The sequence below is a fragment of the Kitasatospora aureofaciens genome (genome assembly GCF_001188955.3).
Lineage (GTDB): Bacteria > Actinomycetota > Actinomycetes > Streptomycetales > Streptomycetaceae > Kitasatospora > Kitasatospora aureofaciens.
Genome location: NZ_JPRF03000084.1, coordinates 1 through 12,563, shown reverse-complemented (window position 1 = coordinate 12,563; position 12,563 = coordinate 1). Strand labels below are relative to the sequence as shown.

Annotated in this window: 8 protein-coding genes; 4 read left to right on the top strand and 4 right to left on the bottom strand. The window is 75.0% G+C overall.

Translation table 11 applies throughout. The annotated features are described in order from the left end of the window. Both HS99_RS37275 and HS99_RS37270 read left to right on the top strand, forming a co-directional pair. On the top strand, nucleotides 1-969 hold a 969-nt coding region (locus tag HS99_RS37275), incomplete at its 5' end, for a TIGR04282 family arsenosugar biosynthesis glycosyltransferase (protein WP_370863336.1). Beyond that, nucleotides 966-1,622 (top strand): class I SAM-dependent methyltransferase, encoded by a 657-nt coding sequence (locus HS99_RS37270; RefSeq protein WP_030278975.1) that lies wholly within the window; start codon nucleotides 966-968, stop codon nucleotides 1,620-1,622. The genes HS99_RS37275 and HS99_RS37270, both read left to right, overlap by 4 nt. 96 nt (nucleotides 1,623-1,718) lie before the next feature. Here the strand turns inward: HS99_RS37270 and HS99_RS37265 are convergent, their stop codons facing one another. From HS99_RS37265 to HS99_RS37250, 4 genes are all read right to left on the bottom strand, one after another. Beyond that, nucleotides 1,719-2,366 carry a cytochrome b/b6 domain-containing protein gene (locus tag HS99_RS37265; RefSeq protein ID WP_046385900.1) on the bottom strand — a complete coding sequence of 216 codons (648 nt, stop codon included), beginning with the start codon at nucleotides 2,364-2,366 and terminating at the stop codon, nucleotides 1,719-1,721. Then, nucleotides 2,350-3,063, bottom strand: a complete 714-nt coding sequence (locus tag HS99_RS37260; protein ID WP_030550763.1) for a molybdopterin-dependent oxidoreductase — start codon at nucleotides 3,061-3,063, stop codon at nucleotides 2,350-2,352. The genes HS99_RS37265 and HS99_RS37260 overlap by 17 nt, the downstream gene beginning before the upstream one ends. 54 nt (nucleotides 3,064-3,117) lie before the next feature. After that, the gene (locus HS99_RS37255; RefSeq protein WP_050366967.1) at nucleotides 3,118-4,485 is read right to left on the bottom strand and encodes a glycosyltransferase 87 family protein; all 1,368 of its coding nucleotides are present in this window, start codon (nucleotides 4,483-4,485) and stop codon (nucleotides 3,118-3,120) included. A gap of 103 nt (nucleotides 4,486-4,588) precedes the next feature. Beyond that, nucleotides 4,589-5,434, bottom strand: coding sequence for an S-methyl-5'-thioadenosine phosphorylase (locus HS99_RS37250; protein WP_030550767.1), 846 nt, complete (start codon nucleotides 5,432-5,434; stop codon nucleotides 4,589-4,591). Nucleotides 5,435-5,680: 246 nt separating this feature from the next. Here HS99_RS37250 and HS99_RS37245 point away from each other — a divergent pair, with 246 nt between their 5' ends. Beyond that, nucleotides 5,681-6,109 carry a hypothetical protein gene (locus HS99_RS37245; RefSeq protein WP_141763893.1) on the top strand — a complete coding sequence of 143 codons (429 nt, stop codon included), beginning with the start codon at nucleotides 5,681-5,683 and terminating at the stop codon, nucleotides 6,107-6,109. A 582-nt stretch (nucleotides 6,110-6,691) separates the two neighbouring features. After that, nucleotides 6,692-12,563, top strand: a 5,872-nt coding sequence (locus HS99_RS37240) for a type I polyketide synthase (RefSeq protein ID WP_063738009.1), incomplete at its 3' end; no start/stop codon positions are given.

The following is a 12,563-nucleotide window of genomic DNA, read 5'->3' as shown; positions in this document are numbered from 1 at the left end:
GCGCACGCCCGGCTCGCCACGCCTGGCTGGCCGCCGCCTGCCGCGCCGCCACCGGCCGCGGCCGCCTGCACGGACCTGGGGCCGATGCGCGCCGCACACCGGGAGCGGCTGCTCGCGCTCGGGCTGGGCGACCGCCGCTCCGGCTATCCGCTGGAGATGGTGCTCGCCGCCTCGGCGGCCGGGATGCGGATCGCCGAGACCGCCGTCGACTACCTGCCCCGAACCGGCCGCTCCAAGGTGACCGGGACGCTGCGCGGCACCCGGCAGGCCGTACGGGACATGCGGGCCGTGCTGGCCGCGCCGACGCCCACCCTGCTGGTCATCGCGAAGTCTCCGGTGCCCGGGCGGGTGAAGACCCGCCTCACCCCGCCCTGCACCCCCGAGCAGGCGGCGACACTGGCGGGAGCCGCGCTCGAGGACACCCTCGCCACCCTGAGCCGGGTGCCCGCCGGGCGGCGGCTGCTGGTGCTGGACGGCGAACCGGGTGGGTGGCTGCCACCGGGGTGGGAGGTCGTGCCGCAGTGCACGGGCGGGCTCGACGAACGCCTGGCCGCCGCCTTCGCGCGGGCCGCCCGGGTGGCCCCGCGGGCACCCGCTCTGCTGGTCGGCATGGACACCCCGCAGTTGGACGCGGCCGCGCTGGCCGAGCCGCTGTCGGCCGCCCGCCGCCCCGGCGTGGACGCCTGGTACGGGCCCGCGGCGGACGGCGGGTTCTGGGCCCTCGGGCTGGCGCGTCCCACCGGGCGACTCGCCCGACGGCTACTGCTGGGCGTACCGATGTCCACGCCCGACACCGGGCGTGCGCTGCTCGCCCGCCTCGCCGCCGCCGGGCTGACGGTCCACCACCTCGACCTGGCCACCGACGTGGACACCATCGCCGCCGCGCGCCGGGTCGCCGCAGAGGCGCCGCAGACCACGTTCGCCGCGTGCCTGCGCTCGATCGACGCCGCACCGGGGACGGCCGGATGACCGCCCCGGCTGCCGCGTGGGTGGACGATCCGTTCGCCGAGGCCGTCCGCGCCGGGCGCGGCCCGCTGTGGCTGCGCCAGGAGGACGGCGCGCGCATCCCCCTCGATGTCGAACGCTGGTGCGCGCCCGCCGCCGCGAGCGACCACAGCCTGCTGCGGCGCTGCCTGCGGCTGAACGCGCCGGTGGTGGACCTGGGCTGCGGGCCCGGCCGCCTGGTCGCCGCCCTGCTGGCCCTCGGCGTCCCGGCGCTCGGTGTCGACATCACCGGCGCCGCCGTGGCGCGGACCCGGCACCTCGGCGGTCCGGCGCTCTGCCGATCGGTGTTCGACCGTCTGCCCGCCGAGGGCCGCTGGGGCGCCGCGCTGCTCGCCGACGGCAACCTCGGCATCGGCGGCGACCCCGACGCCCTGCTCCGCCGGGGCGCCGAACTCATCGCACCGAACGGGCTGTTGCTGGTGGAGGTGGAGCCGGAGGAGGTGGACGAACGCGCCGTCGTCCGGGTGGAAGGCCCGGACGGCCGCCTGGGCCCGCCGTTCCCCTGGGCCCGTCTCGGGCCGGCCGCAACCCTGCGACGGGCCCGCACCGCGGGCCTCGTCGAGGCGGAGCGCTGGACCTCGCACGGCCGCCCTTTCCTCGCGCTGCGCAAGGGGTGACTCGCGCTGCACAAGGCGTGAGAGCCCCTGGACGCGGGGGCTGACGGGCGCCGCGGTCCAGGGGCTGTGGCACGATGCCGCTCGCCCGGACAGTCCTTAGCGCTCGGCGTCCGTGGTCTGCCAGTGCGGGTGCTCGCGCTCCGCGTCCGTGGCCTGCCACTGCGGGTGCTCGCGCTCGGCCCAGTGTCGCTCCACCAGGCCGGTCCGCATCCCGAGCCGCGCCTCCCGGTCCCGCCAGGCCATCCGGATGTGCCCGGCGACCACGACGGCGATGGCGGCGGCCAGCCAGTCGTGCACGAAGGTCGCGCCGGTCCGCCAGGACGGTGGAGCGAGGTGGGTGAGCCACATCAGCAGCCCGGTGCCGACGATCACCAGCATCGAGCCGAGGGTCCACTGCGCGTAGAGCTTCTGCCCGGCGTTGAACTTCCCGGCCGGCCGGTGTGCCGCTCGGGCGCGCACGGCCCGCAGCCACTGCCAGTCCGCCGGGGTGAACCGGCTCAGCCGGGTGACGTCCGCCCGCACCGCCCGGGAGGCGAGTCCGAGCAGCAGCGGCACCGGCAGCGCCAGGCCGCACCAGACGTGCACGGTGACGACCAGCGGCCGGTTGCCGACCAGTTCGGCGAGCGGCGCGAGGTAGAGGCAAGCGGCCGTGGCCAGGCAGACGCCCGTCAGCGCGGCGGTCGTACGGTGCACCCAGCGCTCGGCGCGGGTGAACCGGAGGATCAGTTCAGCTCGTCGGCGCATCGTCCCGCCCGTTCGACCGGCCGACCCAGGCGTCGACGTCGTATCCGTTCCGCTCCCAGTACCCGGGCTGGACCGCGTCGGTGACGGTGATGCCCGAGAGCCACTTCGCGGACTTGTAGAAGTACATCGGCGCGACGTACAGCCGCACCGGCCCGCCGTGGTCGTGCGCGATCGGATTGTCCTGCATGCGCAGTGCGACCAGCACGTCGTCCCGCCTGGCCTGCTCCAGGGTGAGGCTCTCGGTGTACGCGCCGTCGAAACAGCTGAAGCGCACGGCCTTGGCTCCCGGCTCGACCCCGGCGGCGTCGAGGAGGTGGGCCAGCGGCACCCCCTCGAACGGGGTGTCCGGCACCCGCCACCCGGTGACGCACTGGACGTCCTTGACCAGCCGCCGCTGCGGCATCGCCTGCAGGTCGGCCAGCCGGTGGGTGGCGGGGCGCTCCACCAGTCCGTCCACGGTGAGGGTGTAGTCGACCGCGGTCCGCTCGGGGACGGAGGTCACCACCGAGTAGTACCGGAAGCCGTTGTTGCCCGGCAGCAGCCCGCTCAGGCCGCTCGGGTCACGTTCCGCCAACGACGACTCGGCCCGCTGCAGGTACGGGCCGGCCGCGACGCCCACGGCGCCCAGGCCGAGCAGCCCGAGCACGACCCGCCGGCCCACGGGCGTGCCCTCGGGGTGTTCCGCTGTTCTGTCCACGGCCCCGATTCGACCAGGTCGGCCCGGGTCCCGGCCAGTGACGGCGGTGTTCCGTCAGGGTTTCGTCATCTCCGGCGCCGCGCCGCGCGCCGACCGGACCGGCGCGGCGCTCACGAGCCTGCGCAGCGCCGGCACCACCAGGACGCAGGCCAGGGCGGCCGCGTAGGCGGTGCGCTGCGCCTGCGGCCCGCCCACCAGGTAGAGCGCCTGTCCGGCCGCCGGGACAGCCAGCCACTCCCACCGCCCGTCGAGCGCCACCAGGGCCACCACCAGCAGTCCGTACCAGGGGTAGCTCGGCGCGACGAGCAGCAGGGCCGTCCCCGTCACCAGGAGGGCGCCCCGCCACGGACGGTGGGGATCACCGCGCCGCAGCACCCACAGCACCACGGCACCCAGCGCCAGGGCGGCCGCCCACGCGGCCCACCGGTCCGGCACGACCACCCGCAGCAACCCGAACCGGTCGAGGTGCCCCTGCTCGTAGCCCTCCTCCCGCAGGTACCCGGGCAGGTAGCCCAGGACGCCGGAACCGGAGACGGCGACGTACGGCAGGTAGGCCAGCAGGAACGTACCGAGGGCCGCCGCGAGCACCGTCAGGTCGCCCTTCGTCGGCCGCCGGGCCAGCAGCCCGGACACCGCACCGGGCAGGGCGAGCGCCGGCAGCAGCTTGGTCGCGACCGCCGCCCCGAGCAGGGCGCCCCCGGCACCGGCCCGGCGGCGGGCCGCACAGCCCAACCCGGCCACCATGAGGAGCGCGCCGAGGGTGTCCACGTGCGCGTCGTTGACCGCCCACACCGTCACGCCCGGACACCACCCCCACAGCGCCGCCCGCCGGCTGCCCCGCCCGACCGCCAGCAGCACACCGGTGGTGGCGACGGCCAGCAGCGCACCGGCGGCCTGCGCACCGCGCACCCCGCCACCGAAGGGGTGCGCGGCGAGGAACCAGGCCTCCGCGACCGGCGGGTAGACGGTGTGCACGGCCGGCCGGTTGATACGGGTGCAGTCCCCGGCCGCCGTCCGCCGCTCGTCCCAGGTCGCACAGCCGTCCCCCACCGGGAACAGGCCCGCGTCGCGCAGCCGGACCAGCGCCGGGTCGTCCGGGGTGTACGCGTACGGGGAGAGCCCGGCCGCCTGGACCCGCCCGTCCCACACGTACCGGTAGGCGTCGTCGCTGGTACGCGGCGGCGCCAGCAACCCGGCCGCGGCGACCAGGACGCTCCCGGTCAGCACCAGCGGCACCACGTGACGGCGGCTCACCTTCCGCAGCAGGAGCAGCGCGAGGACGAAGAGCGCGGCGTCGAGCGTGTACCAGTCGTAGAGCGGCGACCGGTCAGCGAGCGTCCCGCCGCCGGTCACGGTCAGTGCGAGGGCCACCGCGAGGGCGGCGACCGCAAGGGCGCAGGTCAGGGAAGTACGGGTGAGCACGCGCCCACCCTGCCACCGGCACCTGCCCGCCGTCGGCACCGGCGGGACCGCCGTTCGGAATCCGTAAGCACCGCGCGGCGGTGGCACCACCGGTTCGGAGCGGTCAGTCGCCGGGAAGGCCGGTCGTGAGGCCGTTCAAGGCGTGCGAGCAGACGCACGCGCGGTCGGCGGGCAGCATCCCGATCGCCTTGAACAGCACCGTGCGCAGCCGGTCGACGCTCCCCGCGAAGACCTTGAGCACCTCGGCCTGGGTGACGCCCTCGCCGGCCTCCACGCCGGCGTCGTGGTCGGTCACGAGTGCCACCGAGGTGTAGCAGAGCCCGAGTTCACGCGCCAGCACCGCCTCGGGGTGCCCGGTCATGCCGACCACCGACCAGCCGTTGGCGGTGAACCAGCGGGACTCGGCCCGGGTGGAGAAGCGCGGACCCTCGATCACCACCAGCGTCCCGCCGTCCACCGGATCCCAGGCCGCCCCGCGCGCCGCCTCCAGCGCGGCCCGCCGCCCGGCCGGGCAGTACGGGTCGGCCATCGACACGTGCACCACCTCGGGCACCGAGCCGTCCGGCAGCGGCAGCCCGTCGTAGAAGGTCTGCACCCGCCCCGAGGTCCGGTCCACGAACTGGTCCGGCACCAGCAGCGTGCCCGGCCCGTACTCCGGCCGCAGCCCGCCCACCGCGCACGGCGCGAGCACCTGCCGCACCCCCAGCGAGCGCAGCGCCCACAGGTTGGCCCGGTAGTCGATCCGGTGCGGCGGCAGCCCGTGGCCGCGCCCGTGCCGGGGCACGAACGCCACCCGCCGCCCCGCCACCTCGCCCACGAACAGCGCGTCACTGGGCGGACCGTACGGCGTGTCGACCCGCACCTCCGCCACCTCGTCCAGCAGCGCGTACAGCCCCGAACCACCGATCACACCCACCTCGGCCCACGGCTCTTCCTGATGCACCGTCATCTCTACCGCCTCTCATGGGAAGAACGTCCCGGCCACTGTAGGAGCCGGCCGCGGCGGACTCCGTGAATCGCAGCCTTACGATTCGCGGACGTCGCACGCTGGCGGAGCCCCAGGACCGGCGTCCGGTCAGCGCTGTTCCGGGTCCCCTGAGTGCTTCCGGTGCGACCGCCCGGTTGAACGAAATGCACAAGCCGCTGCGGGGCTCCCGCGAACGTCACCGCGGTGCGGTGCGACACCACGGCCTCCATGGATTACGTCGAGGAGCAGTTCAGCGCCATCGTCGCCCAGCTGTTCTCGACGGTACAAGTCGTCGAGCCCGTGCCGTGTGAGGCACCCCCGGAACGCTACGAGACGGCCGAATCCATCTCGCGGGCGATGAGCGACATCCGAGCGGAGAAGGACATGGGCCTGTACGAGTACGAGGGCGGGCACGGGGAGTATCTTCAGCGCATCAACAGCCTCGCGGAACGCCGAAAGTCCGTAGCACAAGCGCTGCAACCGAAGCCAAGGGCGCTACGGCCCACGGGCTCGACCTTCGCTTCGCAGTGGGACGACAGTGACGTCGCCAGCCGACGGCGGCTCCTTCTGAAGTCCAAGGTGAAGGCCTACGTTGCCAAGAACACCCTGAGCTTCCTCTTCCCAGATGACCTTGAGAAGGAACTGACTGCGGCATGAGCGAACGGGTCGGCCGGGCGGCGACATGCCGACCGGCCGACAACCCGTGAACTCGCTTCCCCAGTCTGCAGCACGCAAGGCTGGACCAAGGAGCAGTAGGCGCGGACTCAACTCCTCAGTCGTGCCTACAGGCTGGCGGGAAGATCCCAGTCTTCGCTGCTCGGCGTCATGTACAGCCGGACCTTGAGACCGATCAGCATGTGGCGACGGTGTTCCTGGTCCGCCGCCGCCCGAGCCTCGGCGAAGGTCTGACCGGTTTTCGACTGTGGCCTGCGGGGTGCCCCCAGTGGCGCGTCAGTTGTCCAGCCCTTCATGCGGCAGCCCTGACCACCCGGAGGAGCGGGGCAAGTTGTCTGCCGGGCACGCCGGTTGAGTGATCGCCGGAGAGTGGGTCAGCCATATTGACATGCACATGCAACTTTGGCTTAACCTTGCCAGGCCTACCAATCGGTAGGGTCATTCTTCAACCGGCCAGCGGATCGCGCAACGATGCCTCGCACTCCCCCTTCGCGAGGCTCGTAGCCCACTGCGCCAGGAGTCGCACCTGCCCCCGACTGCACCGTGACTCACACCGGAGTGCCCATGAGGCCCAATCCCCCGCTGGTCGACCTCGTCATCGGGATCACCCCGTTCCACGCACCGGACGCTGGCCTGGCGGAGGCCGTGTGCCGGGCGGGCGCGCTCGGCGTGCTCGACCTCGGCACCGGCGACCGCCGGACGCGCGAGGAACTCGCCCGACTGTACGAACGCACCCCCGGCCGGTTCGGGGTGCGGGTCGAGCCCGACTGCGGCCTGACACCCGCTGAGCTGCGCTCCCCGGGCGGCGCTGGCCCGCACACCGTGGTGCTGGCGGCGCCGACCCCGGGCTGGGACGTGGCGAGGCTGGCCGGCGAGTACCGGGTACTCGCCGAAGTGACGGATCTGGCCGAGGCGTTGGCGGCGCTGCGGGCCGGCGCGCACGGCCTGGTCGCGCGTGGCAGCGAGTGCGGCGGGCGGGTCGGGGAGCTGAGCACCTTCGTGCTGCTGCAACAGCTCCTGGCGGCACCGGAGATCGCCGTGCCCGTATGGGCGTGCGGCGGGATCGGGCCGCACACCGCGGCGGCGGCCGTGGCGGGCGGTGCGGCCGGGGTGGTGCTGGACAGCCAGCTGGCCCTGCTGGCCGAGTCGGCCCCGCCGGACGAGGCCGCCGCCGCCCTTCGCGGCCTGGACGGCTCCGAGACCGTGCTCGTAGACGGCCGCCGCGCGCTCCGGCGCGCTCAGCCGGACGGATCGCGCATGGAACTGGCGCTAGGTCAAGACTGTTTCCTGGCACAGAGATTCGCCGACCGCTGGAGAACCGCCGGCCGAGCGGTGCGGGCCGTCCGGGACGCGGTGCTGGACGGGCTGCGGGCCGCGGCGGCGCCGGGCGCGGCCGCCGCGCTGCTCGGGCCGGACGCGCGGATGTGTGACGTGCTGGGCAGCGAACTGCCGGTGGCGCAGGGGCCGATGACCAGGGTCAGCGACCAGCCGGCCTTCGCCGCGGCGGTGGCCGCCGCCGGTGCGCTGCCGTTCGTCGCGCTGGCGCTGGCGGACCGCGAGCAGACCCGCGAGCTGCTGGCCCGCACGAGCGCGGCAGCGGGCGGTCTCGCCTGGGGTGTCGGCGTGTTGGGCTTCGCTCCGGAGGAGGTGCGAGGCGCCCAGCTGGACGAGGTCCTGGCCGCGCGACCCACTCACGCGGTGATCGCGGGCGGACGCCCGTCGCAGGCAAGGACGTTGGAGCAGGCCGGGATCCGGACATTCCTGCACGTCCCCTCCCCCGGCCTGCTGCGGCAGTTCCTGGAGGACGGGGCGCGCCGGTTCGTCTTCGAGGGTTCGGAGTGCGGCGGGCATGTCGGGCCGCAGCACAGCTTCCCTCTCTGGGAGGCCCAGTTGGCCGTGCTCTCGGACTTCCTGGACGCCGCGGACGCGGTCACCCGAGTCGAGGTGCTGCTCGCGGGAGGCGTGCACGACGAGCGGTCGGCGGCGATGGTGGCGGCGCTCGCCGCACCGCTGGCGGACCGGGGCGTGGCGGCGGGCCTGCTGATGGGCACGGCGTACCTGTTCACCGAGGAGGCGGTCGCCCTGGGCGCCGTCCAGCCGCAGTTCCAGCGGCAGGTGCTGGCCGCGCGCGGGACGGAGCTTCTGCAGACGGCGCCGGGCCACGCCACCCGCTGCGTGCCGAGCCCGTTCACCGCGGAGTTCCGGCGGACCCGCGAGCGGCTTCGGGCGGACGGCGTGCCGGAGCGCGAAGTCTGGGAGCGGCTGGAGCAGTTGAACGTGGGCCGGCTGCGGGTCGCCAGCAAGGGCCTGGACCGGGTGGCGGGTTCGCTGACCGGCGTCGACGAGCAGGAGCAGCTGGCCCGCGGGATGTTCATGGCCGGCCAGGTCGCGGTGCTGCGCTCGGCCGCCACCACGCTGGCCGAGCTGCACACGGCGGTCAGCACCGGCGCGGCTGAGTTCCTGGCCGCCCGGGCCGCGCAGTTGGTCCAGCAGCTGGAGCTGGAGCCGGCCGCGGAGGCCGACCCGGTGGCCGCGCCGCTGGAGATCGCGGTGATCGGCATGGCGGGCATGTTCCCGAACGCGCCGGATCTACCGGCTTTCTGGGCCAACGTGGTGGCCGGGGTCGACGCGGTCACCGAGGTGCCCGCCGAGCGCTGGGACCCGGCACTGTACTACTCGCCGGACGGCGAGCCCGGCAGCACGCCGTCCAGGTGGGGCGGCTTCCTGCCGCCGATCCCGTTCGACCCGCTGAGCTACGGCATCCCGCCGACCGCCCTGGCCAGCATCGAGCCGGTCCAGCTGCTGGCGCTGGAGGCCGCGCGCCGGGCGCTGGTGGACGCCGGCTACGACGGCGGCGGAGCGGAGGGCGGGCGGAGCTTCGACCGCTCCCGGACCACGGTGGTGTTCGGCGCGGAGGCGGGCAGTGACCTGTCGAACGCCGGGGTGCTGGCGTCGGTGCTGCCGGCGTACCTGGGCCGGGTGCCGGAGCCGCTCGCGGCGCAGCTGCCCAAGCTCACCGAGGACTCCTTCCCGGGCATGCTGGCGAACGTCATCTCGGGCCGGATCGCCAACCGGCTGGACCTGGGCGGCGCCAACTTCACGGTGGACGCGGCCTGTGCGTCCTCGCTGGCGGCGCTGGACGTGGCCTGCAAGGAGCTGGTCGCGGGCACCAGCGACCTGGCGCTGTGCGGCGGCGCGGACCTGCACAACGGGATCAACGACTACCTGCTGTTCGCCTCGGTGCACGCGCTCTCGCCGACCGGCCGCTCCCGTCCGTTCGACGCCTCGGCGGACGGCATCGCGCTGGGCGAGGGCGTGGGCTGCCTGGTGCTCAAGCGTCTGGCGGACGCGGAGCGGGACGGCGACCGGGTGTATGCGGTGGTCCAGGGCGTCGGCAGCGCGAGCGACGGCCGTTCGCTGGGCCTGACGGCCCCGCGCCCCGAGGGGCAGCGGGCGGCGCTGGAGCGCGCGTACCGCGGTGCCGGGGTCGGGCCGGCCGAGGTGGGACTGGTGGAGGCACACGGCACCGGGACGGTGGTCGGCGACCGGGCCGAACTGGCCACGCTGACCGAGGTTTTCACGGAGGCCGGGGCGGCGCCGGGGAGTTGCGCGCTCGGGTCGGTCAAGTCGCAGATCGGGCACACCAAGTGCGCGGCGGGCCTGGCCGGTCTGATCAAGGCGTCGCTGGCCCTGTACACCGGCGTCAAGCCCCCGACCCTGCACCTGGAGCGGCCGAACCCGGCCTGGCGGGAAGCGGAGAGCCCGTTCGTCTTCCACGCCGAGGCACGGCCGTGGGCGGTACCGCCGGCCGAACGGATCGCCGGAGTCAGCGCGTTCGGTTTCGGCGGCACCAACTTCCACGCGGTGCTGCGCGGTTACGACAGCCCGCCGCCGGTGCACGGCCTGCCGCAGTGGCCGGCCGAGCTGTTCCTGTTCCGCGGCACGGACCGGGCCGGAGCGCTGCGCTGGGTCGAGGAACTGCTGCAACTGGCGGCGGACGGCGAGCCGTGGCGGCTGCGGGATCTGGCCCTGGCAGCGTCCCGCCGGGCGGAGGCAGGACGCGGGCCGGTGCAGATCGCCGTGGTGGCCTCGGACGTGGCCGAGTTGACCGGGCTGCTGTACCGCGCGCGGGCCGGGGAGCACGCTCCGGCGGATGGGCTGCACCTGGCCGGGTCCGCGGGCGTCGAGGCCGGGCAGGTGGCGTTCCTGTTCCCGGGGCAGGGCAGCCAGCGCCCGGGGATGTTCGCGGAGCTGTTCACGGCCTTCCCGGTGTTGCAGCGTCAGCTACGGCTCGGCCGGGAGTTCGCCGAGGTGCTGTACCCGCCGGCGGCCTTCACACCGGAGGACCGCGAGGCGCAGCGCGCGGCGGTGACCGACACCCGGGTGGCGCAGCCGGTGCTCGGCGTGACCGGTCTCGCGGCGTACGAGCTGCTGGCGCTTGCCGGGGTGCGCCCGGACCTGGCAGGGGGTCACAGCTACGGCGAGTTGGTCGCGCTGTGCGCGGCCGGGGCGCTCGGCGCGGAGGACCTGCCGGCGCTCAGCGCGGAGCGGGCCCGGGCGATCGTGGACGCGGTCGGCGAGGGCGCGGATCCGGGCTCGATGGCCGCGGTGGCGGCCGGCTCGGAGGAGGTCGGGCGAGCCCTCACGGCGTCCGGCGCGGCCGGCAGCGTGGTGATCGCGAACCACAACTCGCCACGACAGACGGTGATCTCCGGTGGGACGGAGGCGGTCGCGGCGGCAGGCGAGCTGCTGCGGGCGGCCGGGTTCGGGGTCAAGCGGCTGCCCGTCGCATGTGCCTTCCACAGCCCGCTGGTCGGCGGCGCGGGCGAGCGCTTCGCGGCGGCGCTGGCCTCCCGGACGGTACGCGCGCCGGAGTTCCCGGTCTGGTCGAACCGGACCGCGGCCGCCTACCCGGCGGACCCGGCCGGGGTGCGGGCCGAACTCGCGGCGCAGATCGGCGCACCGGTGCGTTTCGTCGAGCAGATCGAGGCGATGTACCGAACCGGTGCGCGCGTCTTCGTCGAGGCCGGCCCGGGGTCGGTGCTGACCGGTCTGGTGTCGGCCGTCCTCGGCGAGCGGCCGCACCGCGTGGTGGCTGTCGAGGGGCGTCGCCGCGGGCTGCCGGGCTTCCTCGACGCGCTGGCCGAACTGGCGGTCGCGGGAGTGCCGGTGCGTACCGGGCCGCTGCTGCGCGGCCGGGACGCGGTGGACCCCGGCCGGGTGCGCACCACGCGCCGGCCCGGCTGGACGGTGGACGGGCACTTGGTGCGGACGGCCGCCGGAGACCTGCTGCCCGGTGCGCTGGCGCCGGCCCGACCCGTACCGGAGGCTCTGATGACCGCGCAGGCACCGCAGGCGAACGGCGGGTACGAAGGTGCGGGTGACGCGCTGGTGGCGGACTACCTGCGCACCAGCCGGGAACTGATCGCGGCCCAACGGGACGTGCTGATGACGTACTTCGGCGGCGCGGCGGCGGCGCCGGCCCGGCCGGCCCCCGTCGCTCCCGCGGTTACCCCGGTGGCCCCGGCGCTGCCGGCCGCGGCCGCCGAGCCGACGGTGCTCGCGGCGTCCGAACCGGTGGACCTGCTGCACGTCGTGGTCGAGACCATCAGCGAACGCACCGGCTACCCGGCCGACATGATCGAACCCCACCTCGACCTCGAAGCCGACCTCAGCATCGACTCCATCAAGCGCACCGAAATCATCGGCCAACTCGCCCGCCGCCTCACCACCACCGACACCGACCTCACCACCCTCGACGACCGACAGATCGAAGAACTCTCCCGCGCCCGCACCGTCACAGCCATCACCACCTGGCTCACCACCCACACCACCCACACCACCCAACCGAACCCGGAACCCGCGGCCGCCCCTGAACCCGCCGTCGTCGTGGCCGGCCACGAGCCGGTCCGCCTGCGGTTCGCCGCCGTTCCGCTGCCCGACCCCACCGGATCGCCGGACACACTCGCGGGCCGCCGTTTCGCCCTGCTGGGCGACGACGGCCACGGCCTCGCCGCCGCGCTCGCCGCCCGTCTCGGCGCGGCCGGCGCAGACGCCCTGCCGTTCGATGCGGCACACGAGCTCTCCACCGCAGACGGCCGGTTGGACGGCGTTCTGCTCCTCGACCCGCTCGCCGAGCTCGGCGCGCCGGTGCTGCCCGGCTGTGTACCCGCCCTGCAGGCCGCACTGGCCCTGGCGCCGCGCCGCCTGCTCGCCGCCCGCCCTGCGGCGCCGTCCGCCGGTGGCCGGGCGGACGGGCTGCGCGGGCTGTTCCGCACGCTGGCGCGCGAGTACCCGGACAGCACGGTCCGGCTGGTCGAAGTCGAGCCGGCCGAGGCGGCGGACGCGCTGGTCGCGGAGCTGCTGGCCGACGACCGGGAGCCGGTGGTGCTGCGCGGGCCGGCCGGCCGCCAGGGGCTGGCGCTCGCCGAGGCCG

What these genes read in the sequence shown, in the direction of transcription:
- HS99_RS37265 (WP_046385900.1), bottom strand. Translation starts at nt 2,366, where the DNA reads ATGCGCCGACGAGCTGAACTGATCCTCCGGTTCACCCGCGCCGAGCGC.
- HS99_RS37270 (WP_030278975.1), top strand. Translation starts at nt 966, where the DNA reads ATGACCGCCCCGGCTGCCGCGTGGGTGGACGATCCGTTCGCCGAGGCC.
- HS99_RS37250 (WP_030550767.1), bottom strand. Translation starts at nt 5,434, where the DNA reads ATGACGGTGCATCAGGAAGAGCCGTGGGCCGAGGTGGGTGTGATCGGT.
- HS99_RS37245 (WP_141763893.1), top strand. Translation starts at nt 5,681, where the DNA reads ATGGATTACGTCGAGGAGCAGTTCAGCGCCATCGTCGCCCAGCTGTTC.